At 62.3% G+C, this 25,561-nt stretch carries 24 protein-coding genes; 17 read left to right on the top strand and 7 right to left on the bottom strand.

The window, feature by feature from the left end:
- Positions 1-2 precede the first annotated feature (2 nt).
- The 8 genes from folP to QP999_RS03825 are packed head-to-tail and all read left to right on the top strand — an operon-like array spanning position 3 to position 5,910.
- Complete coding sequence (gene folP / locus QP999_RS03790) at positions 3-932, top strand: dihydropteroate synthase (protein WP_070522729.1); 930 nt, start codon at positions 3-5, stop codon at positions 930-932.
- A 4-nt stretch (positions 933-936) separates the two neighbouring features.
- The gene (gene folB, locus QP999_RS03795) at positions 937-1,308 is read left to right on the top strand and encodes a dihydroneopterin aldolase (protein WP_070522732.1); all 372 of its coding nucleotides are present in this window, start codon (positions 937-939) and stop codon (positions 1,306-1,308) included.
- On the top strand, positions 1,308-1,778 hold the full coding sequence (gene folK, locus QP999_RS03800) for a 2-amino-4-hydroxy-6-hydroxymethyldihydropteridine diphosphokinase (protein ID WP_070522736.1): 471 nt from the start codon (positions 1,308-1,310) through the stop codon (positions 1,776-1,778). Before folB ends, folK begins: the two co-directional genes overlap by 1 nt.
- A gap of 3 nt (positions 1,779-1,781) precedes the next feature.
- Positions 1,782-2,255, top strand: coding sequence for a DUF3180 domain-containing protein (locus QP999_RS03805; RefSeq protein WP_070522739.1), 474 nt, complete (start codon positions 1,782-1,784; stop codon positions 2,253-2,255).
- Between the two features lie 5 nt (positions 2,256-2,260).
- Positions 2,261-3,490, top strand: a complete 1,230-nt coding sequence (locus QP999_RS03810; protein WP_284847715.1) for a DUF6779 domain-containing protein — start codon at positions 2,261-2,263, stop codon at positions 3,488-3,490.
- On the top strand, positions 3,491-4,168 hold the full coding sequence (locus tag QP999_RS03815; protein ID WP_193634668.1) for a Rossmann-fold NAD(P)-binding domain-containing protein: 678 nt from the start codon (positions 3,491-3,493) through the stop codon (positions 4,166-4,168).
- Between the two features lie 23 nt (positions 4,169-4,191).
- On the top strand, positions 4,192-4,923 hold the full coding sequence (locus tag QP999_RS03820; protein ID WP_284847739.1) for a pantoate--beta-alanine ligase: 732 nt from the start codon (positions 4,192-4,194) through the stop codon (positions 4,921-4,923).
- A 39-nt stretch (positions 4,924-4,962) separates the two neighbouring features.
- A complete protein-coding gene (locus QP999_RS03825; RefSeq protein ID WP_193629562.1) occupies positions 4,963-5,910 on the top strand; it encodes a 2-dehydropantoate 2-reductase in 948 nt (315 codons plus the stop codon).
- A gap of 27 nt (positions 5,911-5,937) precedes the next feature.
- Here QP999_RS03825 and QP999_RS03830 read toward each other — a convergent pair whose 3' ends face one another.
- Positions 5,938-8,034, bottom strand: coding sequence for a PhoX family protein (locus QP999_RS03830; protein WP_284847716.1), 2,097 nt, complete (start codon positions 8,032-8,034; stop codon positions 5,938-5,940).
- Between the two features lie 187 nt (positions 8,035-8,221).
- Here QP999_RS03830 and lysS point away from each other — a divergent pair, with 187 nt between their 5' ends.
- The 4 genes from lysS (at position 8,222) to QP999_RS03850 (ending at position 13,461) form a co-directional block, all read left to right on the top strand.
- Positions 8,222-9,796, top strand: coding sequence for a lysine--tRNA ligase (lysS, locus tag QP999_RS03835; RefSeq protein ID WP_284847717.1), 1,575 nt, complete (start codon positions 8,222-8,224; stop codon positions 9,794-9,796).
- Between the two features lie 170 nt (positions 9,797-9,966).
- Positions 9,967-10,926, top strand: a complete 960-nt coding sequence (locus QP999_RS03840; protein ID WP_284847718.1) for a hypothetical protein — start codon at positions 9,967-9,969, stop codon at positions 10,924-10,926.
- A 31-nt stretch (positions 10,927-10,957) separates the two neighbouring features.
- Positions 10,958-11,902 (top strand): hypothetical protein, encoded by a 945-nt coding sequence (locus QP999_RS03845; protein WP_070532269.1) that lies wholly within the window; start codon positions 10,958-10,960, stop codon positions 11,900-11,902.
- 158 nt (positions 11,903-12,060) lie between these two features.
- A complete protein-coding gene (locus tag QP999_RS03850; RefSeq protein ID WP_284847719.1) occupies positions 12,061-13,461 on the top strand; it encodes an MDR family MFS transporter in 1,401 nt (466 codons plus the stop codon).
- Here the strand turns inward: QP999_RS03850 and QP999_RS03855 are convergent.
- Positions 13,458-14,717, bottom strand: coding sequence for a serine/threonine protein kinase (locus QP999_RS03855; RefSeq protein WP_284847740.1), 1,260 nt, complete (start codon positions 14,715-14,717; stop codon positions 13,458-13,460). The two genes, QP999_RS03850 and QP999_RS03855, sit on opposite strands and share 4 nt — an antisense overlap.
- 254 nt (positions 14,718-14,971) lie before the next feature.
- Between QP999_RS03855 and QP999_RS03860 the strand changes: the two genes are divergently transcribed.
- Positions 14,972-17,749, top strand: coding sequence for an ATP-dependent Clp protease ATP-binding subunit (locus tag QP999_RS03860; protein ID WP_284847720.1), 2,778 nt, complete (start codon positions 14,972-14,974; stop codon positions 17,747-17,749).
- 143 nt (positions 17,750-17,892) lie between these two features.
- Here the strand turns inward: QP999_RS03860 and QP999_RS03865 are convergent, their stop codons facing one another.
- The 3 genes from QP999_RS03865 to QP999_RS03875 form a co-directional block, all read right to left on the bottom strand.
- Positions 17,893-18,783 carry a cation diffusion facilitator family transporter gene (locus tag QP999_RS03865; protein ID WP_070522760.1) on the bottom strand — a complete coding sequence of 297 codons (891 nt, stop codon included), beginning with the start codon at positions 18,781-18,783 and terminating at the stop codon, positions 17,893-17,895.
- A gap of 80 nt (positions 18,784-18,863) precedes the next feature.
- Entirely contained in the window at positions 18,864-19,724 is an 861-nt protein-coding gene (locus tag QP999_RS03870) for a hypothetical protein (protein WP_070522763.1), read from the bottom strand.
- Positions 19,724-20,284 (bottom strand): hypothetical protein, encoded by a 561-nt coding sequence (locus QP999_RS03875; protein WP_284847721.1) that lies wholly within the window; start codon positions 20,282-20,284, stop codon positions 19,724-19,726. The genes QP999_RS03870 and QP999_RS03875 overlap by 1 nt, the downstream gene beginning before the upstream one ends.
- Before the next feature lie 249 nt (positions 20,285-20,533).
- On the opposite strand from QP999_RS03875, the gene QP999_RS03880 reads away from it, so the two are divergent.
- Positions 20,534-21,250 (top strand): DUF1266 domain-containing protein, encoded by a 717-nt coding sequence (locus tag QP999_RS03880; RefSeq protein ID WP_284847722.1) that lies wholly within the window; start codon positions 20,534-20,536, stop codon positions 21,248-21,250.
- Positions 21,251-21,268: 18 nt separating this feature from the next.
- On the opposite strand, the gene QP999_RS03885 is transcribed toward QP999_RS03880, so the two are convergent.
- Positions 21,269-22,495, bottom strand: a complete 1,227-nt coding sequence (locus tag QP999_RS03885) for a lipase family protein (RefSeq protein WP_284847723.1) — start codon at positions 22,493-22,495, stop codon at positions 21,269-21,271.
- Between the two features lie 78 nt (positions 22,496-22,573).
- Here QP999_RS03885 and QP999_RS03890 point away from each other — a divergent pair, with 78 nt between their 5' ends.
- Together QP999_RS03890 and QP999_RS03895 are read left to right on the top strand one after the other, a co-directional pair.
- A complete protein-coding gene (locus QP999_RS03890) occupies positions 22,574-22,744 on the top strand; it encodes a DUF4236 domain-containing protein (RefSeq protein WP_010188861.1) in 171 nt (56 codons plus the stop codon).
- The gene (locus tag QP999_RS03895; protein ID WP_284847724.1) at positions 22,744-24,060 is read left to right on the top strand and encodes a threonine/serine exporter family protein; all 1,317 of its coding nucleotides are present in this window, start codon (positions 22,744-22,746) and stop codon (positions 24,058-24,060) included. The genes QP999_RS03890 and QP999_RS03895 overlap by 1 nt, the downstream gene beginning before the upstream one ends.
- Here QP999_RS03895 and QP999_RS03900 read toward each other — a convergent pair.
- The gene (locus tag QP999_RS03900) at positions 24,026-24,886 is read right to left on the bottom strand and encodes an HhH-GPD family protein (protein WP_070522778.1); all 861 of its coding nucleotides are present in this window, start codon (positions 24,884-24,886) and stop codon (positions 24,026-24,028) included. The genes QP999_RS03895 and QP999_RS03900 overlap by 35 nt on opposite strands.
- Positions 24,887-24,927: 41 nt before the next feature.
- On the opposite strand from QP999_RS03900, the gene QP999_RS03905 reads away from it, so the two are divergent.
- Positions 24,928-25,551, top strand: coding sequence for a carbonic anhydrase (locus QP999_RS03905; RefSeq protein ID WP_070562329.1), 624 nt, complete (start codon positions 24,928-24,930; stop codon positions 25,549-25,551).
- The last annotated feature ends 10 nt before the right edge of the window (positions 25,552-25,561 follow it).

Consider the following 25,561-nt stretch of genomic DNA (forward strand, 5'->3'; position numbering starts at 1 on the left):
CCATGGCAGTCAGCAACCTTACCGTTCCCGGCCGCACGCTGGTCATGGGCATCGTCAACGTCACGGAAGATTCCTTCTCCGACGGCGGACGCTGGATTAATGTCGACGACGCCATCGCGCACGCCCGGCACTTGGTGGCCTCCGGCGCGGACATGATCGATGTGGGCGGCGAGTCCACCCGCCCAGGTGCGGTGCGTGTCGCGGCCGAAGAGGAAGAGCGCCGCGTCGTGCCCGTCATCAAGGCGCTGCACGAGGAGGGGATCAAGACCTCGGTGGACACGATGCGAGCCTCGGTTGCCACAGCGGCCGCGGAGGCCGGTGTCGACATGATCAACGACGTCTCCGGCGGTGCGGCCGACCCGGACATGTACCGCACCATGGCCGCCACCGGCCTGCCGGTGTGCCTCATGCACTGGCGCACCGTCCAGTTCGGCAGCGCGGCCGGAGTGGCCGACCACGGCGGGGACGTCGTGCGCGATGTCCACGAGTCCCTGGCGAAGCTCGCCGATAACGCCCTGCAGGCAGGTGTCAGCCACGACAATATCGTCGTGGATCCGGGCCTGGGCTTTGCCAAGTCCCCGCAGGATAACTGGGCTTTGCTCAAGGCGCTGCCGGAGTTCCTGCAGGGCGAGTTCCCGCTGCTCGTGGGCGCTTCCCGCAAGCGCTTCCTCGCCGCCATCCGGGAGGATCGCGGTGCCGAGTCCAGCCCGCTGCTCGCGGATCCGGCCACCGCGGCCGTGACCGCCATCTCCGCGCAGATGGGAGCGTGGGGCGTGCGCGTGCACGAGGTCGACGTCTCCCGCGATGCTGTGGATGTGGCCGCCGCCTGGAATGCGGGCGCGGCGTATACCGGCGGCGAGCATGCCTCCGGCAGCTATGCCAACGGCGCCGATGGAGGAACCGTGGTCTCGACTTCGCTGGGGAGGGCTTAAGCCCATGGCGGATCGCATCGAGCTCACCGGTCTGGAATGCTTTGGCTACCACGGAGTCTTCGAGGAAGAGAAGAAGACGGGGCAGCCCTTCATCGTGGACGTCACATGTTGGTTGGACACCGCGGGCATCGAGGATGACCTGTCCCGTACGGTGAATTACGCCGAGCTTGCCGACGTCGCCGCAAACATCGTCGAAGGCCCCTCCCGCGATCTCATCGAAACGGTGGCCGCTGAAGTCGCCGAGACCGCGATGAAGCGCTTCGAGATCCTCCACGCCATCGAGGTGACGATCCACAAGCCGAAGGCACCCATCCCGCGCACCTTTGCAGACGTCGCCGTCGTAGCGCGCCGCTCCCGGAAGCGGATGGCAGGCTAATGCGCGCTGTCTTGTCCATCGGCTCCAACATGGAGGACCGCCGCGCGCTCCTACAGACCGTTTTCGATGAATTCGCCGCCGAGACCGTTGCGGCCTCCCCGGTCTATGCCACCCCGCCGTGGGGCGTGACCGACCAAGATGAATTCCTCAACGCAGTGCTTATCGTGGACGTGGACTGCACTCCGCTGAAGCTGCTGCGCCGCGGCCAGAAGTTGGAGGAGACCGCCGAGCGCGTACGCGTGCGGCACTGGGGTCCGCGCACCTTGGACGTGGACATCGTGCAGGTAGACGGCGTGACCTCCGATGATCCGGAGCTCACCCTCCCGCACCCCTATGCGCACGAGCGCGCCTTCGTGCTCGTGCCGTGGTTGGCTGCGGATGAGCATGCACAGCTCAACGGCACCCCGGTGCGCGAGCTCATCGCGGGTCTCGATGAGGACGAGGTCGCAGCGGTGAAGGAAGTGGGGTAGGCGATGAAGAGGACGTCGATCAGCGCGCTCGTCGGCGTGGCCCTCTTCGTGGCCGCAGCGGCCGCCATCCTCACCACCCGCTTTTATGGCTCAATGCTGGCCATTCCGGCGACGGTGTCAATTTCCCTGTGGGCCATGGCGCTGGTCTGCGTGCTGTTGACCCTCAAGGTGCGCGGCGCCAAGGACGATGAGCATGGCATCGGCCTGGATAGCTCGCAGCTGAATCCCATGACCATCGCACAATTCCTGCTCGTCGGTAAAGCCTCCGCGTGGACCGGCGCCATCGTGGGCGGGGCCTATGCGGGAATGGCGGTCTATGTCGTGCCGCGCGCCGGCGAGCTCGTTGCTGCGGCCGGTGACCTGGCCGGGGTGGTGACCTCAGCGCTGGGTGGTGCCGCGATGTGCGTTGCCGGAGTGGTGTTGGAGCGACACTGCGAGGTGCCACCTCCATCTGATGGTGCACAAGCGGTAAGTTAGTGGGCATGACGAGTCCGAACCACGCCCCTGAGCCCCAGCACGAGTCGGCCCCGGATGATCGCCCGACGACCCAGTTTTCTGTACAGCCGGACTCCCAGCCGCCAACGTCGGTGGAGTCTTCCCAGTCCGGTTCGAAGACGGACGCCGGTTCCATCGGACTCATCGTCTTGGTCATTCTCGCGGTCATTGCCAGCCTGGTCATGCTGATTTCGGGCTCGGCGAATGCGCTGAAGATCGCCTTGCTCGCCTCCCTGTGGGCCGCGGTTCTGGGCTTCTTCCTGGTGGTGCGCTACCGCCGTCAGGCCCATGAAGCCAACGAGCTTCTGGCGGTGGAGCGCGCCCATGCCGCTTCCTCGCTGACCGCCTCCGGATCTTCCACAGCAGACAACAGCCAGGTCCTGGCGGAGATCCGTTCTGAGCTGGAGGCCATCCGCGCCCAAATCGAGGAGATCTCGGGGCGCGAGTGGGTCTACGAACCTGCCGCCCTGTACGCGGAGGCCCGCCGTATCCAGGAGCTGGAGCGCAAGGCCGGTGGCGCGAGCGTGGATGAGCGCGGCGATGCGCCCACCGTGAACTTCACCCAGAAGTCCGGCGGCGCGCCGTCTGCCGACGCCGTGGCAGGCCGCCTCGGCTCGCAGCCGACCCACCCGGTGAGCAACCCGCTGGACAACCTGTTGGCGGATAATGCCCGTGCTAACGCCCAGCAGCCGGCTGCGGAGCCAGGCGCGAAGCCTGCTCAGCAACCCACTCCGAAGCCAGCCGAGCAGCCCGCCGCGAAGCCCGCCGGGAAATCCGCAGAACAGCAGGGCGCCCGCCCAGCCCCATCGCCCTTCGGCGCGCCGCAGCCTTCTCAGAACCGTCCCCCGGCATTTCGCCCAATGACCGAAACGCAGCCTAAGCCGCAGGCGGCGCAGCAGAAGCCGCAACCGAAGCCGAAGGCCGAGAAACCCCAGCCACAGCCGAAGCCGCAGCAGAAGGCGCCGGAGTTTAAGACCGATAGTTTCCAGGCCGTGCAGTGGAACCAGGGTGCTGCGGGCGGGCAGCACATCAAGGAGAACTCTGCCCCGGCCCAGCCGCACCACCGCCACCGCAAGCCGGAGGCAGACACCGCACAGACCAGCACCCGTGGCCGCCGCCGCAGCGATGAGCACCGCGAGGGCGCGGTCTCCGTGGCGGAGCTCATGGCACGCCGCAAGCGTCAGCAGGAACAGCAGAACAAGGGCGACAAGAAGTAGATGAAGGCACCACGCATGCGGGTGGCGGTCTGGGGTAACTCCCGGGCCGGCCTTAACTTCGCACGGCGCCTCGAGTGGGCCGGCCACACCATCGAGAGCCTTGAGGACCCCTCCGAGTTGGACCGCTTCGATGCACTGATTATCGCTGCAACGGCGAGAGAGCTGGAGGCGGCTGTTGGGGATGTGGCCAAGCACGTGCGCCCTAGGCAGATTATTATTCATACCTCGTTGCTGGTTGGGGTAGAAGCACTCGATGAGCTGGAAATACGAGGCTGTGTGACGATTGCCGCAGCACCATTGGCTGACTCCTATGCGGTGAGCACGCCCGATGAGGTAGCGGAAACCGTCATTGGTCTGCTGCTATCGGAGATTTCCCAGTCCGCAGAAACGGTGCCGGAGGAGCAGCGCGCCGAACGTGCCGCACGGTTGTACTACGCGGAGATGCTCGGTGCACTCAGCGTGTGGGCGGCGATAAAGGCGGGGATTATCGAAAACTTTATGGGCGGCGCCTTCGACCTCGACGCCGGGGACATCATCGATGCTTATTCTGCCGCCGTGGAGCTGGGCATGGCGCGCAACTACCGCGACGTCGCCCGGATGGTGGGCGAGCAGGAGCGGATTGAAGAATTGGAACTGTGGGCAGTCAGAAAGGAAGCGCCGTGGCAGAACAACTCCTAGTGGAGGATATCGAGCGCATCCGCATGGTCGGCAGCGCCTACCGCAAGACGGGCAAGCGCGTGGTGCTCGTGCCGCTAGGCCGCGATATCCATGCGGGTCACTTGGTTCTGGTGCAGGCGGCGCAGCGCGTGCGCGGTGGCATCGTGGTCGTGGCTGTGGACCCAGAGACGGACGTCTCTGCCCTCGACGGGGTTGACGTGGTGTGGCGCTACGGCGAGCAGAGTCAGCGCACGCGGATCCTCGCGCCCGATCACGGCATGGAGGACGTGAGTACGGAGCTAACCCGCATTGTGGCGCTGACCTGTGCTTTGGGTCCTAGCGATGTGCTCATGGGGGAGAAGGATTACGAGCTGCTCGTGGCCACCCAGCAGGCCTTTACGGACCTCCACATCGCGGCGCGTGTGCAGGGCGTGCCCTCGGTACGCATGCCGGATGGAGTGGTGATGAGCCTGCGCAACGCGGACGTCGCACCGGAGGCCCGCGAGCAAGCCAGCGCGCTGTCGGCGGCACTCACCGCCGGTGCGTACGCGGCGGAGTCCGGAGCCGAAGAGGTTGTGCGCGTGGCACGTGAAGTGTTGGCCGCAGCAAACGTGGAGCCGGAGTACGTCGAGCTGCGCGGACGCGACCTGGGCGAGGCCCCCGCAGAGGGCGATGCCCGCCTCTTTATCGCCGCTACCGTGGGTGGGGTGCGGCTCATCGATAATGCAGGTGTGCCGTTGGGAATTGGCTTCCGTAATCTAGAGCAGTGCGGATAAAAGTCTGTGGCGCAGGTCTCCACCAGTTAGGTTGGAGACATGAAGATTGGAATTCTGGGAGCCGGCGCTATCGGCGGATACTTTGGCGGAAAACTGAAAGCAGCGGGCCACGACGTCGCCTTCGTCGCTCGCGGTGAGACCTTGCGGGTTCTGGGGGAGACGGGCGTGACGCTGATCGACGCCCACACAGAACCCACAACCACCGAAGTTATAAAGGTCCCGGCTGCGCACACCTTTGCTGAGGTCAAAGAACTCTTGGGTGGGCTGGATGTGGCAATTATTGCCTCGAAGGCGCTGCCGGGCAACGAGACCTTTGGCAGCGCGGAGGACCGCGAGGCCCTGCAGGGAATCCCGGTGGTGACCACGCACAACTCGGTCGAGATTCCGTACCTGGCGGCCGAGGAATTCGGGGAAGAAAACATCCTCGCCGGTGTCGCTCGCGTCTATGCCACTCGCCTGGAGCCGGCGCAGATCAAGCGCAACCCAGGGCCCTTGGCTTTGGCTTTTGGTCCGCTGAGTGCCAACGCCCCGGAGTCCCTGCGCCGTACGGGCGAGGAGCTGGCGGCCGCGCTGAAGGAGGCGGGGGCTTCCAGCAAGTTCCACGACGCCGCGCTTGTCGACGTCTGGTCGAAAGCCATGTTCGTCACCCCGACAGGCACTCTGGGCGCCTTGGTGGATAAACCGATCGGTTACCTCTGCCAGGAAATCCCCGGCCAGCTCGAGGCCTTCATGCGGGAAGTCGAGGCCGTCGGGCGCGCACTCGGCGTGGAGCTACCAGAGAACGTGGTGGAACAGACCATGGAGTTTGCCCGCCAGCAGCACCCGGACAGCACGTCCTCAATGCAGCGCGACATCAAGGAAGGATTGCCCAACGAATTAGACGCCCAGGTCGGAGCGATCCGACGCATGGGCGTCAAAGCTGGGGTTGCAACCCCGTTGTGGGACTTCGCACAGGAGGTGCTGGAGGCGCAGCTGCGCACCGCCTAAGAGTGCGCGCTACGCAGCGTCGGTGCCTTATTCGGTACCGATCTTGCCGCCCTTCTTCCACACCACAACCACGGCCGGGCGCGGGGTGGACTTACCGCCATCAGGCCAGTGGGAGGTGGCCTTGTCGAAGGTGGCGTCATCAGACTCGCCCGGGTGCTGAACGTTGACCATGACGCGGTCATCGTCGACGATCGGGCCACAGGTCTCCGCGCCTGCCGGGACGGTGAGGAAGCACTTGAGCTCGCCGCGGGTCTCGCCCTCGGTGGTCACGGCGTAGAGGCCGTCGTTAGAGTCCAGTGCGTTGCCGTCAGTGGAGATCCACAGGTTGCCGTGGTTATCGAAGGCCAGGTTATCCGGGCAGGAAATCGGGGAGACCTTCTCCTTATCGAAGCCGCCGAAGTAGGTGCTGGCCTCACGCGGGTCACCGCAGACCAGGAAGAGGTTCCAGGTGAACTTCTCACCGGCGTGGTCATCCTCGAGTTCCATGACCAGGCCGTTCTTGTTCTCCTTGACCGGTGCCCATTCCTTGGCGTCTTCCTTGTTCTTCTTAGCGTTCTCGCCGGTGGCGCCGCGGTACTTATTGTTGGTCAGCGCGATGTAGACCTTCTCGGTCTCCGGGTGAACCTGGACGTCTTCCGGGCGGTCCATCTTGGTGGCGCCCACCTTGTCGGCGGCCTCACGAGTAAAGACGGCGACCTCTTCGGCGGACATGCCGTCCACGTGAGACTCGAACTTGTTGTTCTCAGTATCGGAGGTCAGCAGCTTGACCCACTCGCCGCTGCCGTCGAAAGCGCCGTCCTCCGGCAGGACACCAGAGCCGTCGATTTCCTTCTCCGGGGAGTTGCCCTCCATCTTGGCCACGTACAAGGTGCCGTGGTCCAGGATGGTCATGTTGTGCTCGAGATCGCCTTCCTTGTACTTCTTGGTGGAGACGAACTTGTAGACGTACTCGAAGCGGGAGTCATCGCCGGAGTAGCAGACCACGGTGCCATCCTTGGTGATGTGGATGTTGCCGGCCTCGTGCTTGTAGCGGCCCACAGCGGTGTGCTTGACCGGGGTGGAGTTCGGGTCCAGCGGGTTGATCTCCACGAGCCAGCCAAAGCGGTTCGGCTCGTTCGGCTCCTTGGTTACATCGAAGCGGTCATCGTACTTTTCCCACTTACGGTCGGACGGGCCCTCCTTGATGCCGAACCGCTTGAGGGATTCAGCAGCCTTCTTATCCTTGATGTCGCCGCCGGCGAAGTATTGGTCGAAGTTCTCTTCGCCGGAGAGCATGGTGTTCCACGGGGTCACGCCGCCGGAGCAGTTGTTGAGGGTACCCAGGACCTTCTCACCCTTCGGGTCGGCGGAGGTCTTCACCAGGTCAGTGCCCTTAGCTGGGCCCACCAGGGTGAACGGGGTGGTGGCGGTGATGCGGCGGTTGAGCGGGCCGAACTCACGCTTGAGCTCGCCGGAGCCCTTGACCTTGGACACCTCGAGGATAGTGTGGCCGTGACCGGCCCAGCCGATCTTCACCTGTTCCTCGGTGGGGTTCTCCGGATCGTAGTCCGGGAACATCATCGGCTCGGTGGTGTACTCGTGCGAGCACATGTAGATCATGCGGTTCTTGTCATCCGGGTGCTCGATGAGGCCGGCGAAGTCATTGTTGAAGCCGAACTGCTTCTCCGCCGCTTCGGCGGTCTGGTTGTTGACGTCGAATTCCGGAGCGCCCTCGATGACCGGGTCACCCCAGGCAATCAGGACGGACTGCTCGTAGCCCTTGGGGATGACGACCTCATCCTTGGTATTGGCCTCAACGGCTTCAAAGTGCATGCCCTCGGCGGAGGTGAGCTCGATGTCAGAACCCTTTACCTCGCTGGTCTTGTTGGAGGATCCGCCAGCCGCAGACCCGTTGTCATCCGGAGCAGCGCATGCAGCCAGCGCAGAGGAACCACCAACGGCGACGACAGCCAAGCCACCGGCGCGCAGGGCGGTACGGCGGGAGAACTGGTCGCCGAAGTAAGGGTTGTCGGAGGTGTTCTCGCATTCGCCGAAACAGGCATTACCGCACTTGTAGGTGCAGGTAAGAGAAGAACGAGACGAGGTGAACATGTTAGCCAAGAGATTACGGCCGTTGAGTGCCATGAAAGTTATGCTCCAAAAATCGAAAATCGTTGGTTGCGCAAGGGGATGTCGCAACGAAGTGTCGCAACGGACGTCATGAGTTAATACGGTTGAGATGACCGCGCGGTTGATCCTGTCTAACCGCTAGATGAACACTCTGTGAACCGGGATCGCGCCAGCGTATAGGGATCGACTACCCTAGACAACCGTGAGCGAGAAGAAGAATACTGAAGTTACTGACGTCCCCGAGCAGCTGCGCATTCGCCGCGAGAAGCGTGCCCGACTGTTGGAGTCCGGCACCGAGCCCTATCCGGTGACCGTAGACCGCACGATCTCTCTGCGGGATCTTCGCCAGCAGTTCCAGGTAGTGGCCGAAGGCGAGGAACCGGCCGCGGAAGAGGGCGTTACCTACCTCAGCGCTGGTGAGGAGACTGACGTTGAGGCGGCCATCGCCGGCCGCCTCATCTTCATGCGCAATACCGGCAAGCTGTGCTTCGCCACCCTGCAGGATGGCGACGGTACCCAGGTGCAGGCCATGCTGTCCCTTGCAGAGGTAGGGGAGGAGCGCCTAGCCGCGTGGAAGTCCGACGTTGACTTGGGTGATTTCATCTCCGTGCACGGCCGAGTAATTGCCTCGCGCCGCGGCGAGCTCTCCGTCATGGCTAGCGAATGGACCATGGCGGCGAAGTCCTTGCGCCCGCTTCCGGTGTCCTTCGCTGACATGAATGAGGAAACCCGCGTGCGCCAGCGCTACAACGACCTCATCGTGCGCGAGGAAGCCCGCAAGAATGCCATGACCCGCGTCAAGGTCATGCGTGCACTGCGCAACTACCTGGAGGATGAGGGCTTCGTAGAGATCGAAACCCCGATGCTGCAGACCCTCCACGGCGGTGCAGCAGCCCGCCCGTTCGTAACGCACTCCAATGCTTTGGACATTGACCTGTACCTGCGCATCGCGCCGGAGCTCTTCCTTAAGCGCGCCGTCGTCGGCGGCATCGATCGCGTCTTTGAGATCAACCGCAACTTCCGCAACGAGGGCGTCGACCGCTCCCACTCCCCGGAATTCGCCATGCTGGAGACCTACGCCGCGTGGGGCGACTACAACGATTGCGCCCGTACCACCCGTGAGTCCATCCAGTCGGTGGCACGTGCGGTCCTCGGTTCCACCACCGTCACCTTGGCGGATGGCACTGAGTATGACTTCGGTGGTGAAGAGTGGCCGGAGATTGAAATGTACCCCTCACTCAACGAGGCTCTGCAACGCAAGTTCCCGGGCCAGCCGGAGGTCACCATCGACTCCACCGTCGAGGAGCTGAAGGCGCTTGCCGACGTCATCGGGCTCGACGTCCCGAAGGACGGCGGCTGGGGCCACGGCAAACTGGTGGAAGAGATCTGGGAGGTGCTCTGCGAGGACCAGCTCGAGGGCCCGATCTTTGTGAAGAACTTCCCGGTCGAGACCTCTCCGCTGACCCGCCAGCACCGCTCCCTGCCGGGTGTGACCGAGAAGTGGGATCTCTACGTGCGCGGCTTCGAGCTGGCTACCGGATACTCGGAGCTGGTGGATCCCGTTATCCAGCGCGAGCGCTTTGAGGATCAGGCGCGCTTGGCCGCCGGCGGTGATGAGGAAGCCATGGTCTTGGATGAGGACTTCCTCGCCGCCATGGAGCAGGGAATGCCGCCGACAGCCGGCACGGGCATGGGCATCGACCGCCTGCTCATGGCCCTGACCGGCCTGGGCATCCGTGAGACCGTGCTCTTCCCGATTGTGAAGCCGGAGAAGTAGGTCCGAGGCCAACTCGCACCGAGCTCACCCCGCGGCACATTCCGCGCGCAACGCACAAGCCACCAGCCCCACAGCTGAAGGCTTGTGCGTTGTTGTTTTGCAGCCTCCAGTTTGTCGCCGCAGCGCACATCACTCAGCGAGAAGCCTGCCTGCGTGGAAAAATACAAAGCATGAAAAAGCTACTCTCTCTTCTCACACTGCCGCTTGTAACGGCTGGCTTGGTTGCGTGTTCTTCTGATGAAGGAACCGAGGAAACCCATCGATTCGAAGTTGTGGAGTCCTCCGGTTCTCAAAGCAGTGCGCAAAGCTCTGAAAGCGCCGAAGAAAGCGATTCCACAGATCGCGAGCCGGAGTTTGGCTCTCAATCTTCCGGGCTTAAAGAACGCGATGCCGAGGACTTCCGCGCCACTGGGTTCAGGTATGAGACCACGGTTGCTTGGGGAGTGAGGAGCCCAGACGGCAGGGTGTCGTGTTCTCTGACTGAGGGATCTCAAGGGCCGTGGTGCTTCGTTGGGTTTGAAAACCCGCCAGTTTTGCCTGACCCCGAGAACCCGCAGTGGGAAGCGAACATGGTTAGTTATAAAGAAGGTGCTGGTTTCTTCCCCAAGGGCGTGGTGGATGCCGGGGACCAGGTTCCATCGCAGCAGCTGGGGGAAGGCGAGAAAGTCGATATCAACGGCGTGATTTTTGAAGCCCCCAGCGCAGATGAATTCACCGTTCAGGTCAAAGGACACCATTTCACCGTGAAGGACGGCGGCCAGTTTTCGGCGGATACCTATCCGCTGGAGCCAGACTCCAATGGCTATGCGCCCGTGGGCACAGTCTGCGGCGAGGTCGACACCAATTTTGGCCGCAAGAAAGTCTTTGTGCAGACAGACGGGACGAATTGCACGACTGCAATGGACATCGTGAACAAGTACTTCAACTACGAGTGGGACATCAAAGAAATGAACTCTCGCGGAATTCTGGAGCTTGACGGCTGGAAGTGCTCCTACCGAGAACCGGAGTACATTGACATGCCGGATCCGGATGCACGCCGTCTGCACTGCGGTGATTTGTCCGGTAATGGTCGGGTCATTCTTCTCGACGCTGTACACCCAGATGTTCCGAAATACACATATAACTACTAGCGCAGCACTAATTCGTGGGACGATGATTGTTATGAAGAAGCTTCTCTCTATCCTTTCTGCCTCCCTCATGGCCTGCGCCGTGGCTTCGTGTTCTTCCACGAGCGAACCGGCGGGCGATGAGCCACAGTTTCAACAGAACTCAGCCAGCTCCACTAGCTCTGAGTCTGCCTCCAGTAGCTCTACTGAGGCCGCGGCGTCGAGCAGCGCCAAGCCCGATAAAGACAAACCCGGCGGATTGAAGGAACGCGATCCGAAGGACTTTATGGCCGGCGGTGATCGGGCGAGTATTCCGAACCCCATCCCGGCCGTCAAGAGCCCTGATGGGCGCGTCCTCTGCCTCATTCACGAAGAGACTGACGGCCCAAACTGCAAGGTGGAGTTTGCTGATCCGCCAATCTATCCGGGGCCAGTCATGCAAAGCTGGAGGTCAAACGCGGTGAGCTACCGCAGTGACCGTGGCTTCTTCCCTGTGTGGGCCATCGAGTTCTATAGGCCCACCGAGGTTGAAACGCTCAACGAGGGCGAGACCGTGAGCTTTGACGGTGGAACCTTTGAGGCGCACAGCGGCAATGAGTTCGTGGTCAAGTCGAACGGGCACCACTTCACCGTCAAGGATGATGGACAGTACTACTCCGATACCTTCCCGGCGAAACCGGACGCGGATGGCATTGCCAACACCGGTGCGGTGTGTGGTGAGAGCGGCACGCGTGGTGAAGACACCGGTTTGGTCTACGTGCAAGAGGACGGCACGAATTGCAATGACGCCATGGAATTGTTGGATGAATACGCCAACCATGATTGGCAGGCTGGCGAGGGCGGAAGCCGTGGCCACCTCGAGACTGACCTAGGACACTGTGCATACGGTGCGCCGAAACTGTGGGAGGATACCCCAGAAAACCGGCTGCTGGGCTGCAGCCTGGATAGCGGTGGCAGCGTCGTGGTCATCACGTCCCGCAACATGGAAACGATTCCTTAAAACCCCACCACCTGCCGGGGAGCGAGGAAACCTCGCTGCCCTGGCTCATGTGGCATCCCCGGCTAGCTTGCGAGTACTCTAAACTCCTTGCGCGCTGACATCGGAAGCGTTGGCGCGAGTATCCCCAGAGCAGAGAAAAGAAAGGTGTGGCTGGCCGCATGTCCGCTGAGATTCCCTCCAAGGTAGTCATCAACCTCAGCATCCTGGTGCTGGGAGCGATGGTCATGATTCTCAACGAGACCTCGCTGTCCGTCGCACTACCAGCCATCATGGCGGACTATGGCATCCCCGCCACGAGCGCACAGTGGTTGTTGACGGGATTCATGCTCACCATGGCCGTCGTCATTCCGACCACCGGTTACCTGCTGGAGAGGCTCACCACGCGCCAGATTTTCTTCGCCTCTGCCGGGTTCTTCCTGGCAGGCACCGTGGTGGCGGCCCTTGCGCCGAGCTTCGTCGCTCTGCTCCTCGGGCGCGTCCTGCAAGCAGGCGGGACTGCGTTGATGATCCCCACTCTCATGACCGTGGCCATGACTCTGGTCCCACCGCAGCGCCGCGGCACGGTGATGGGCATTATTTCTGTGGTTATTTCCGTCGCCCCGGCGCTGGGCCCCACGGTCGGCGGGGCAATCCTCAACCGCTTCACCTGGCACGTCATTTTTTGGGCCATGGTGCCGCTCATCGCTCTCATCCTGGTGGCTGGTCTCTGGCGCCTGAGTGATGTGGGTGAGAACCGCGATACCCCACTCGACGGTCCCTCCGTACTCCTTTCTGCTTGTGCATTTGGCGGTCTGGTCTATGGTTTGTCCTCGATTGAAAAAATGCTGCAGGGTGGTGCCTGGGTAGACATCGCCGTCACCGTGGTGGGTGTCATCGCGCTCATTGTCTTCATCCGCCGGCAGCGGCGTCTGGCGCTCGAGGATCGTGCACTAATGGATATGCGCCCCTTCCGCGTTCGCAACTTCACGCTCGCGGTGCTCATCCTGGTATTGTCCTTCGGCCTGATGCTGGGAATGGTTACGGTCTTGCCCATCTACCTGCAGACCACCCTGGGCGTCACCGCCTTTGCCACGGGTTTGGCGGTGATGCCGGGTGGAATTCTCCAAGCATTTCTTTCCCCGATTGTGGGCCGACTCTTCGATTCCTATGGCCCGCGTCCGCTCATGATTCCTGGCTCGCTGTTTATGGTGGCCAGCCTGTGGCTCTTGGCCACCTTGGGCGAGAACTCAGCCGTGTGGATGGTTGTGGGCATGCACGTTCTCTTATCCTTCGGCATGTGCTTGATGATGACGCCGTTGATGACAACAGCGCTGTCCTCGCTTCCGGAGAAGCTGTATTCGCACGGGTCGGCCATCATGAACACCTTCCAGCAACTGGCGGGTGCGATGGGAACGGCCTTCCTCGTTGTCTTCCTCACGCGCGGCACCCAGGCCGGCGTCGCGGCGGGGATGGGCCCGGCCGCAGCGACGTCACAGGGAACGCACTGGGCTTTCCTCTTCGCCGGCGTGGCCGGCACCGCCATTGCGGTGATTGCGCCGCTGCTCAAGCGCGTGAATTAGCACAGCGGCATGTTCAGGCGTAGCTCCTCTGCGTCCTCACCCCACACGAGGACGGCGTCGGCGGAGTCCTCGGCGCCCATGTAGAACACCGGCTCGGTGTCGGAAACGTCGTAGCTGCGCACGGTGCACTGGCCGTTGGACAGTTCCTGTGCATCCTGCGTCGGGGCGGCTGCATCGCGCTTGGCGACGTCCCCGTACCGCGCCACGGAGTAGCCCACACCGTCACCAACGCAGGTGATCTTCGCATCCTGACCATCTTCCGGTTCGCGGGCATCACAGGTGGCACCGCTGAAGCCTTCCCCGCCGGGACGGGAGCTGATGAGTCCCGGGTGATCGTCGACAAGCGCCTGCTCCGCCTCGGACCACGCCGGCCGTCCCAAGAAGAACCACAGTAGGCCGCCGATCAGGGCTAAGAGGAGAAGCCCCACGCCGAGCCCGGTGAAGACCTTCTTCTTCGAGGTCGACTTGCGCTTGGTGGAGCCCTTCGCGGGAGCGGAAGCTGCGACCTGCGGTTGAGGCTGCGTTCCCCACCCCTCCTGCGGGGCGGGGGCGTAAGGCTGTTCTGGTTGCCACGGCGGTGTGCCCGTTGCGGCGGTGTTCGCGCCAGCGGTATTTGCGCTAGCCGTGTTGGCGCTGGTCGTGCCCGCGCTACGCAGCGAGTCAACGACGGCAGCAGCCGAGGGATAAGCGGCAGCTGCGCGGAAGGAAGGGTAGGCGGCGGCGACGATGCGCGCGAGGTGGTCGATTGCTTCTTTCGCTGTTGCGTTGGGGGCTTCGTTATTTGAGGCTGGTCCGACCGCAGCGAAGAAGGCATTTGAGCGGTTATCGGTCAGGATGATGCGACGCGGATTGAGCGCGCGGATGGCGTAGTTGGCGCGGCCCTTGTTGAGCAGAAAGTCAGTAGCGTCTGCCAAGGGAACAAAGACGGCGAGGGCTTCCTCCCGGGACAGGTGGTGCGCGCCAACGCCGGAGGAAGTGAAGTTAGAAAGCTGCTCGCCTGGCAGACTGCGGCGCACAAAGAATTCCTGACCGCTATTCATCGTGCCTGTGCCCACGATGGGTGCAATGGCGCTGTGCTGTAGCTGTCCTACAATGCCGGACTGGCGGAGCACGCCGCGGTGCTCTGGGGCGTAGATTTCCACGAGCATCTCATCGTGTGAGGGATCTTCCACGAGAAAGAGCGCGGAGTCAGCTCCTTGGTCCAAGACTGCCTTTTGGCGCAGCTGGTGCTGGGTGGTGAAAAATTCTGGGAGCATAGACACGGTGAGAGGAAATCCTTCGCGGAGAGTCGACGATGAGATTTATAGAATCCTCTTCATTCTAAGGGGATGAGGCCTCCATGGCAGGCTGGTGCGTGATGCGGGCTTTCTACCGCCTGTTCGCTACCGGCGTACAGTGCCGTTGCCTGCGGAAACGGGGATTTAGGGGAAGTGGGGAGAAAAATCGTGAATGGAGTGTCCGCCCCGCGCGTTAGAGTGGATGACACATTTAAAGCGAAAGGTAAGAGGTAATGTTCGAGAGGTTTACTGACCGTGCTCGCCGCGTCATTGTTTTGGCGCAGGAGGAAGCACGCATGCTCAACCACAATTACATCGGCACCGAGCACATCCTCCTGGGGCTTATCCATGAAGGTGAAGGTGTAGCAGCCAAGGCCTTGGAGTCCATGGGCATCTCGCTGGAGGATGTCCGCCGTGAGGTGGAAGAGATCATTGGTCAAGGTTCTCAGCCGCACACAGGCCACATCCCATTTACCCCGCGCGCCAAGAAAGTCCTCGAGCTCTCGCTGCGTGAGGGCCTCCAGATGGGGCACAAGTACATTGGCACCGAGTTCCTGCTCCTCGGCCTCATCCGTGAGGGTGATGGTGTAGCTGCGCAGGTGCTGACCAAGCTGGGTGCTGACTTGCCGCGCGTTCGCCAGCAGGTTATCCAGCTGCTCTCCGGATATGAGGGCAACGAGGGCGAAGGCAACCAGTCCCAGGGCGGTGCCGGCCCGGTTGGCGCTGGTGCTGGCGCTGGCCAGGGCGGCCGTGGCGGCTCGGGCGGCTCCGGTGAGCGTTCCAACTCTCTGGTGCTGGACCAGTTCGGCCGCAACCTCACCCAGGCTGCGCGCGATGGCAAGCTGGACCCAGTGGTGGGCCGCGATTCCGAGATCGAGCGCATTATGCAGGTGCTGTCCCGCCGCACGAAGAATAACCCGGTGCTCATCGGTGAGCCCGGCGTGGGTAAAACCGCCGTGGTCGAAGGCTTGGCTCTCGATATCGTCAACGGCAAGGTCCCGGAGACCCTCAAGGATAAGCAGCTCTACTCGCTGGACCTGGGCTCCCTGGTGGCCGGTTCGCGCTACCGCGGTGACTTTGAGGAACGCCTGAAGAAGGTGCTCAAGGAGATTAACCAGCGCGGTGACATCATCCTCTTCATCGATGAGATCCACACCTTGGTCGGCGCCGGTGCCGCCGAGGGCGCTATCGACGCCGCGTCGCTGCTGAAGCCGAAGCTGGCCCGTGGCGAGCTGCAGACCATCGGTGCCACCACGCTGGATGAGTACCGCAAGCACATTGAGAAGGACGCCGCTCTCGAGCGCCGCTTCCAGCCGGTCAAGGTGGAAGAGCCTTCTCTCGATGACACCATCCTCATCCTCAAAGGCCTGCGCGATAAGTACGAGGCACACCACCGTGTCTCCTATACCGACGAGGCACTGAAGGCGGCGGCCTCCCTGTCTGACCGCTACATCAACGACCGCTTCCTGCCGGATAAGGCCGTGGACCTCCTCGATGAGGCCGGTGCCCGCATGCGTATCAAGCGCATGACCGCTCCGGAGGGCCTGCGCGAGGTCGATGACCGCATCGCTGAGGTCCGCAAGGAGAAGGAAGCTGCGATCGACGCCCAGGACTTTGAGAAGGCCGCTGGCTTGCGCGATAAGGAGCGCAAGCTGGGTGAAGAGCGCGCGGAGAAGGAAAGGCAGTGGCGTTCCGGTGACCTAGAGGAGATCGCTGAGGTCGGTGAGGAACAGATCGCAGAGGTCCTGGCTCACTGGACTGGCATTCCGGTTCTCAAGCTCACGGAGAAGGAATCCAACCGCCTCCTCAACATGGAGGAGGAGCTGCACAAGCGCATCATTGGCCAGGACGAAGCCGTCAAGGCTGTGTCCCGCGCCATTCGCCGCACCCGTGCTGGTCTGAAGGATCCGCGCCGTCCTTCCGGTTCCTTCATCTTCGCCGGCCCGTCCGGTGTGGGTAAGACGGAGTTGTCGAAGTCCTTGGCTAACTTCCTCTTCGGTTCGGATGATGACCTTATCCAGATCGATATGGGTGAGTTCCACGACCGCTTCACCGCCTCCCGTCTCTTCGGTGCTCCTCCGGGATACGTCGGCTACGAGGAAGGCGGCCAGCTGACGGAGAAGGTCCGCCGTAAGCCGTTCTCCGTGGTCCTCTTCGACGAGATCGAGAAGGCCCACAAGGAGATCTACAACACCTTGCTGCAGGTGCTGGAGGACGGCCGCCTGACCGATGGCCAGGGCCGCATCGTGGACTTCAAGAATACGGTGCTCATCTTCACCTCCAACCTGGGCACCCAGGACATCTCGAAGGCCGTGGGCTTGGGCTTCACCGGCTCCTCGGAGAATGATTCGGATGCGCAGTATGAGCGCATGAAGAACAAGGTCAACGACGAGCTGAAGAAGCACTTCCGCCCTGAGTTCCTCAACCGTATCGATGAGATTGTGGTCTTCCACCAGCTCACCCAGGAGCAGATCGTCGAGATGGTGGAGCTGCTCATCGGACGCGTCGAGAAGCAGCTTTCCGAGCGTGACATGGGCATCGAGCTCACCCAGAAGGCCAAGGATCTTCTTGCCAAGCGTGGCTTCGATCCGGTCTTGGGCGCTCGCCCGTTGCGCCGCACCATCCAGCGCGAGATTGAGGACCAGCTCTCCGAGAAGATCCTCTTCGGTGAAATTGGCGCCGGTGAGATCATCACCGTGGATGTTGAAGGCTGGGATGGTGAGTCCAAGGACAACTCTTCCGCAACCTTTACCTTCACCCCGCGTCCGCGCCCGCTGCCGGAGGACACCTTCGACAAGGAGCTCGAGGAAACCGCCGTGCGCGAGGCCGATGAGGAACTAGCCACCGAGATCGATGAGGGATCCCACGGTCCGAATTCCGATGGTCCTGACACCGTCACCCCGGATGTCCTCGATGAGTCTGGTAGCGACTCCGCCGAGGAATCCCACAACAACGATGGTGATGACGGCAATCCGCCGCCGGCTGGTGCCGGTGCTGGCCAGCCGCTCTAAGCGCTGACTTGGGCCCCGCGCTGGGCCTATAAGGATTAGCCCCGAACCGCATGCGAGTGACACTCCGTGCGGTTCGGGGCTTTCTTTGCGTGACCGGTGGGCGGGACGGCCCGGTGGGCGGCGTGCCCACAACTAGAACAGAATCAGCACACTGTCTCGTGGGATTCGTGTTCTGGGGGCTCGATTTGGATGGTGGAGTGCTCGATGCCATGTTCGCGCAGAACGTGCTGGGCGGCATCTAACAGCGGACCGGTGTCGACGGTGCCGTCGCGCACGATGTGCACGGTCGTGAGAACGTTGACTCCGTCCAGGCTCCACAGGTGCAGGTCATGGATGTCGGCAACGCCTTCGACCCGACGCAGCACGGGTTCGATCACGCTGGCGTCGAAGCCCGCCGGAACCTGCTCGAGCAGAACGCTTGCCGACAACCGCATGAGCTGCCACGCGCGTGGGAGCACCATCGCCGCGATGACTAAAGAGGCGATCACGTCCGCCGCCACAAATCCCGTGGTCAGCACCACGATGCCCGCTACGATCACCGCGACCGAGCCGAGCAAGTCCACCAGTACGTGTAAGAACGCGCCTTCCACGTTGATCGAGGACTCGCGGTGCCGGTGCAGCACCCACGCCGAGAGCGCATTGGCTACCAGGCCGATCACCGCGATGATCAGCATCGCCTTGCCCTGTACCTCGGCCGGGCTCTGCAGGCGGCGCACCGCCTCGACGACAATCCACACTGAGATTGCCAGCACCATTACTGCGTTGGCTAGCGCCGCAAGTACCTCTACTCGCCGGTAGCCGTAGGTGGCCTGGGCTGATGCTTGGCGCCGCCCAACCAACACTGCGATCACCGCAATGATGAGTCCCGCGGCGTCGGAAAGCATGTGCATCGCATCCGCCATCAGTGCCATCGAGCCCGCCAACCATCCGCCGATTAGCTCCGCGAAGAAGACAATGCCGGTAATACTGAGCGCAATCAGGAGCGCGCGCAGCGGCGTGCTGGAGTGATCATGGTCGTGGTGCTCGTGTGCCATGCACTCAGCCTATCACCACCAACGCTTATTGACAATAAAATGAAAACGTATGGCGGCGGGCAAAAGTGTGCGTTCTAGCTCTACTTGGCCACGCCGAGGTCTACCAGAGCTTTCTTTGCTACTTCAGGGTCATCACTCTTGATCATGTACTCAACGATTCCCTTATCATCCGCGAGGATCTCCTGAACAGTGAAGATGGCCTCCAATCGCTGTGCCTTGAATGTGGAACCGCGCGTTGATTCTGCCGGAATCTCAGCGGCGTCCAAGACGGGCTTGCCGTCACGAACGGCGGCGGTGGCAGCAGGATCATCGGTGAAGACTACATAACCAACCTCAGGCGCCTTCGTAGTATCCACGGAACAGTTGGTGCCCTTCGCTTCTGGGGCAGGGGAGTTATCCGCGCCGTAGTAGCTGAACATCACTTCATAATCTGTGCACACTTCCACGAAGTCAGCAATCGGCTCGGGCGCATGGTCGGTAGGAGTGAGGCCGCTTTGAGCGTCGCCAGCAGTATCGCCACCGGTCTCGCCGGCGGTGTCACCGTTGGAAGCCCCGGAATCGGCAGGTGCTTCAGCGGCGGGCTGCGCAGGCGCGGCGGAATCCTCAGACTTGTCACCAAAGAGGGCATCTTTAGCTGCGACGTAACCAATCGCTACCACCACGATGACCGCGATTACTAGCGGAAGGAGCAACAGCTGCTTCTTTACACTGAGGCCTTGCTTCGGGGCATCGGTATGGGAACCTGTCGTGCCTGCGGTGGGGTTCGACGTGGAGGCGGTGCCTGATGCATTCTTCGAAGCTGCGCCTGGGTCTAGTAGTTCGCCATGCTTGATGAAATGGCGGTAGCCATTATCCGCAACTGTCTGGCCTTCTTTGATGTGTGATGTGTCTTCCGCCCCGTTAAGGTGATCGGGCGAACCCGGGTATGCAAGTCGGCTCATTATTCAGTCCACCACCGTGAATCAATATCGGAATACAGGGAGCGCATCGACTCAACGTGCTCTTCAAAGCTATTGCGATTGAGACGGTGCTTGTTTTCTTTCCACCGCTTAAAAAGCTCCTCCGAAGACACCGCGCGCGAGGCCTCCGTTCGTGCCTCCCGGCCTGCGGTCAGGGCCCACTGGGCGGCAAACTGCACGCGACGCGCGGCCTTTTCCGTGAACCCGCTCCACACTTTGTATGTGGTGTAGAGTTGAGCCACGACGGCCCAGCCATCCTGGTAGGGCAGAACTGTGACGTTGCCCAGGTTGTCAAGTTCAAGGAACTCAAAATGAGATGGATCCTTCTTATCGGCGGTCACGAGGATCCTTCGGTTGGTGACAAACGCGGCACCATCCACCCCGCTAGCTTTCGTAGCGGCGGCTTCCAGCACAATCTCGTCGACACCAAGGCCTTCTACAACGGCTGCGGCGGCAGCGTGCACAATCTCGGAATCACCAGCACGTTTAAGCGCAGCACCGAGATCTGGCCGGTCTGTCAATGCAATTTGGGGTCCTGTCATGCACACGAGACTAACAACACATCAAAAACTGTGACTGGGTGCGCTGAATTATGGTGTAGATCACCCCCAGCATAGGGGTGATGGATGGGGCACCACGGAACCGTGCCAGAAACCTCGGTACGTTGTGTGGGTATGAGCTCAACGTTCACGCCAGCAAAGTTTGATGATACTTGGATCTACCGCCTTACAAAGTTCCCGTGGCCGGAACCGGCGCCGAGCAAAGATGAGGTGCGCCGACACTCTTGGGGAATGACGTACAAGAGCAATAAGGCGTTTGCGACCCCGCTAGGGGTTGAGGCCATCAACGCAAGGGCGGCCAAATACTACAAAACATCTCTCGAGCAAAACTGGGGGGTCACTGGTGCACAGGAAGCGTATCAGGTTATTGATGCTCTGCTCGAAGGTGGCCAGCACGTGGAAAATGACCTGGTTTTACCCCTCGCATACGCCATGAAGGACGTCCCCGAGCGCGAGCTAGACGCGGAAGTGGAGGAAAAGGTCGAGTTCCTCAAAGACTTCTTTATTGCCCAAGGCGCGGATCCGCGTCGTGGAGAACATAAGTTCCGCTATCTCGTAAGGATGTTGCGCTCGGAGGGCTTTGCCAAAGCAGCGGCCCCGGCACTGCCCGCCACTACTCGCGCATGGGACATAATCCGTGTTCACGCCGTTGGTGGCCCGGCAACGGAGCTGGGGTGGATCTCTCCAGAAGAGTTCCTTCAGATTTCAGACAAGGCCGTGGCGGCGCTGCAGCGCTACTTCGTGTCGTGGGCTGACGTAGCCGCAAGTTTCTGGTGGGGTCGAATGATCTGGGCGAGTGATGGTGAGCCCGACGTCACCGCTGCGATGAAGGATCAATCGCAACGGATCACCGAGCTGCTCGCACACAATGATTCGCCTTGGGTGCGCGTGCCCTTGCACGACATCCAGGCCGAGGAGCCATTCTCGTCCTTGGGTGGTTTGCACTAGAGCCCCTGCACTAAGCCCTTAGGAAGCTTGGCAGTTAGAGGGTGCAGGGACATCCTTGAAGCGGTCGATCAGATAGTCCACGCCGCGTGGAGCCGAGTTCACAATTCCAACGGCGTGGTTAGCCCCGGAGCGGGGAAGAATATCGACGGGGTTCGCGGCGTCAAACTGGACGGTGCCGCCGAGTGAGCAGTAGTTGCTCGCCATCGTGCGGGACTGCTCGTAGGGGATGAGGTCATCGGTGGGGGAGTTCATGACCAGCATCGGGGCGTTGAGGGCATGCTGGCCTAGCCTTTGCTCCGCGAGCATCTGGGCGGCGGCTGGCTTGCGTCGGACGAGCTCGCCGAAGGATTCACCCGTCTTGGTCAGCTGGCTGGTGCGGGTAAAGCCCCAGTTAGCGATAGAATCACCAATGCAGGCGTGGGCGGCGCTGGCAAGGAAATGCATGCCGCGCGGGTTCATTTCGGTGACGATCTCGTTGTAAAACGCGGGGCTGCGCTCCGCATAGCCGTTGATGGCATAGCCCAACACGTGAACGATGGAGGAGCCATCGACCGCGTTCATAACCTCGAAAAGATCGGCCGGTGGGGCACCGGCGTACGTGCCCTTGACGTTGAGCTCGGGCGCATAGGTAGCCGCGTACTCGGCTGCGGCCGCGGCAGCACCGCCTCCTTGGGAATAGCCGGCAAAACCCACGGGGGCATCTATCGGCGCGTTCGCGTGGCGGAGGGTGGCGCGGGCGGCGTCGAGAACCGCGTGTGCTTCCTCGATGTGGTTGACATAGGTGTGGTGACCTGGTGTGCCGAGTCCAACCAGGTCGGTCGTGACCACGCGCACGCCCTGCTGCGCGGCGTATTGGTACAGCGCGTACTCGTAGTTCATATTGAGAGTGACCTGGTTGGCCGGACCAAGCGCGACGTTGCCCACCGACTGTGCGGCATTAGACGGCGCGCACTGATCGCCCGCACCGCGGGTGCCGGGTGCGAAGACGATGGTGGGGCGCTCACCCGGGCCGTTCCACGCCGCGGAAGGCTCGTAGATGACGCCGGTGACGGTGGTGGGGGAGCCGTCCATGAGCGTGGACTCATAGGAGATCTTCTCCGCAGTGACGCCGGAGACGCCTGCGAGGTGGTCAATCGGATGGGCGGAGGTCGGCGTGCCGGGTGTGGCCAATGCCGTGACGGGCAGCAGTGCCGTGGCCGCGAGCGCGAGGGCCGCCACGAGTGCGCGAGGAGAGATTAGATTCATGCCGTAAGAGTAATCGTTCTTTCGCCGGTGCGCAGCGACTTCGCTGTGCTTAAACCTCGCTGCGCTAAGCTAGCGCGCATGGGAATCTATTTTCGTAAGCGCAAGAAGACCGGAAAGAATAGCTGGATCAACGTTTCCGGCTCCGGTGCCTCGATGTCGACAAAAGTCGGTCCCGTGACCTTTAACTCCCGCGGCGGCATGTGGGTCAATCTTCCAGGTGGACTGAATTTCCGGGGGCGCTGGCGCTAATGACTTCCCACCCCAACAGTGACTATGTCCGTATGGGGTACGAGGCCGACGTCGTCTTGCGCCTAGGCATGATGCTCATGGGGGCGGGAACGTCCGGCTACCGCGTGCTGCGCGGCATGAAACGTGCCGCCCGCGCGCTCGGCTTTGATCGGCTCGACGCCAACGTTGGCGTCACCCAGATAACATGCACGTTTCATCGTGGCCGCGAGTTTCGCACCGTGGTGGCCCAGCAGCATTCACCGGCTGTCGATGCTTCCCGGATCGAAGCCCTTGAGGACCTGACCCACCACCGGCTGTACGCGGGCATTACGGCCGAAGATCTCACGGAGATGCTCGACGTCATCGAGGCCAACGTGGTGAAGCGGTGGAACCGCTGGCTCCTAGCTGCGGCGGCGTCCATTGCGTGCGCCTCTTTCGCGGTCCTGAACTTCTTTACGCCGCTGGCGATTCTGCTGGTGGCCCTCGCTGCCTTTTGTGGTCAGCTCACCCGCGCGGTTCTGCACAGCAAGCACGTCCACCAACTGGGGTGCATCGTGGCAGCCGGAACGGTGGCCAGTCTCGTGTACTTCTTCACCACCGAGGCCGTGGCCGCCGCCGGGGTGGCGGACCCGTCAGAGTTTTCCTCGGGCTACGTGGCCGCGGTGCTCTTCCTCATTCCCGGCTTCCCGTTGTTCTCCGCGCTCATTGACCTCGCGCGCTTCGACTTCGAGGCCGGGCTTTCCCGCCTGACCTACGCGCTGACGGTGATCACCGCCGCGACCTTTACCGTGGCGTTGGTCAGCTGGACCACGGAGCTCACCCCGGAACCAGGCACCCCCGACTATGCGCCGGTGTGGTACCTCGCCGCCGCGGCGGCCAGCTTCTTGGGCATTTCCGGATTCGCGTTCCTCTTTAATTCCTCGCGCCGCATGGTGCTCGTGGCGGCCGCGGTGGGCACGGTGGCAAACCTCGTTCGCCTTATCCTTATTGGGGTCGGGGCCACAAGTTACGTCGGCGCGTTCGCCGGCGGTCTCATCGTCGGACTCTTGGGCGCGGTTGCCTCCAAACGCGCACACCTACCGCGCATCACCACGACGGTGCCCGCGTCCGTCATCATGATCCCGGGAACCTCCATGTTCCGCACCGTTTATCACCTCAACGTGGGGAACATGGACCAAGCCTTGAGCAACTTCGCTACCGCCTCGATGGCCGTGGCGGCCATTGGCTGCGGGCTTATCCTCGCCCGCCTGCTAACTGACCGCGATTGGACCTTCGGTCACCTCATCGATTTCTCGCACGTGCCTAGTGCGGCAGGTGAAACAGGCCCTGCTCGTTGATGTCCATTAGGCCATCCTCGATAAGCGAGGCCTGCGCCCGCGAGCGCTGCGTCGCGTCCGGCCACACCGCATCCAGGTCGGCTTGGGGAACTGGGTGGGGTGAGCCTCGGAGGACGTCGAGAAGCAGCCCGCGCACCTGGCGGTCCGTGCCGGTGAACTTCTGCACGCGCTTCTTTGCCCGCGCTGCCTCCTCTTCGCTGGGTTCCGGACAGCCCGCGAGCTGCCACGCGCACGAGGCTTTGATGGGGCAGGCGGCGCAGTCGGGGTTCTTGGCTGTGCACACCAGTGCACCGAGCTCCATGAGCGCGGCGGAAAAACGTGGCCCATTCTCCTCCGGAAGCAGTGCTTCCACCTGTGCCAGCTCGCGTTTTGTGGGAGGCGGCGCGAGGAAGCGGCCCTCCTCGGCGCGGGCATAGACGCGGCGCACGTTGGTATCCACCACCGGGACGTTGTAGCCAAAATGGAAGCACGCCACGGCGCGCGCGGTGTACTCACCGATCCCGGGCAACGCCAAGAGCTTGTCGACGTCCCCCGGAACCGCCCCCTCACCAATCTCCTTCGCGCACTCCCACAAGCGCAGCGCGCGGCGCGGGTAGCCCAGCTTTCCCCAGGCGCGCAGTACATCCGCTTTGGATGCCGCCGCGAGGTCGTGTGGGGTGGGCCAGCGGCGCATCCACTCCTCCCACTGTGGGGCCACGCGTGCGACGGGGGTCTGTTGGCTCATGACCTCGCTTAAGAGCACACCCCACGCTGAGGTACCCGGTCGGCGCCACGGCAGGGGGCGCTCATGGGCATCGAACCATTCCACGACAGCTTGGGTATCCATAGGCACCTCAGTGTAGGGCGCTGAGGTCTAAGCTAAGAAACATGCCTTTAGCAAAAGTTCCTCAAAATCCACAGAAAGTGTGGGAAGCCCTCCAGCAAGGTAATCAACGCCTCGTTACGGGCAACCTCATCGCCGTTAACCAGGACGCGAAGCTGCGCGCTGGCCTGACCCAGGGCCAGGATCCGCGCGTCATCGTATTGGCCTGCTCGGACTCCCGCGCGCCGATCGAGCACGTGTTCAACATTGGTTTCGGCGATGCCTTCGTCATCCGTACCGCGGGCCACATTTTGGACAGCGCGGTGATGGCCTCGCTGGATTATGCCTTAGAAAACCTCCACGCCAACCTGCTCGTTGTCATGGGGCATCAGTCCTGCGGCGCAGTGGGCGCGGCTAAGGACTTCCTGGATGGTGGCGAATTGCCCACGGGCCTGCAGCGCCCGATCATCGAGCAAGTTGCCGCGGCCTCGATGGTGGCCAAGCGTGATGGCCGCGAAGATCGCGCTGACTTCGAGCGCGAAAACACCGCGCAGGTGGTTTCCCAGATCATCTCCGATATTCCGGCTGCACGCCGGCTTCTCGACGCCGGAACGCTCGGCATCGTCGGCCTGCGCTACCTCCTTGAGGATTCCAGCGTGGAAACCGTCGTCCTGCACGGAGTTCATTAGCCCCGAGCGC

It is taken from the genome of Corynebacterium sp. MSK004 (assembly GCF_030232515.1).
Classification (GTDB): Bacteria; Actinomycetota; Actinomycetes; order Mycobacteriales; family Mycobacteriaceae; genus Corynebacterium; species Corynebacterium hesseae.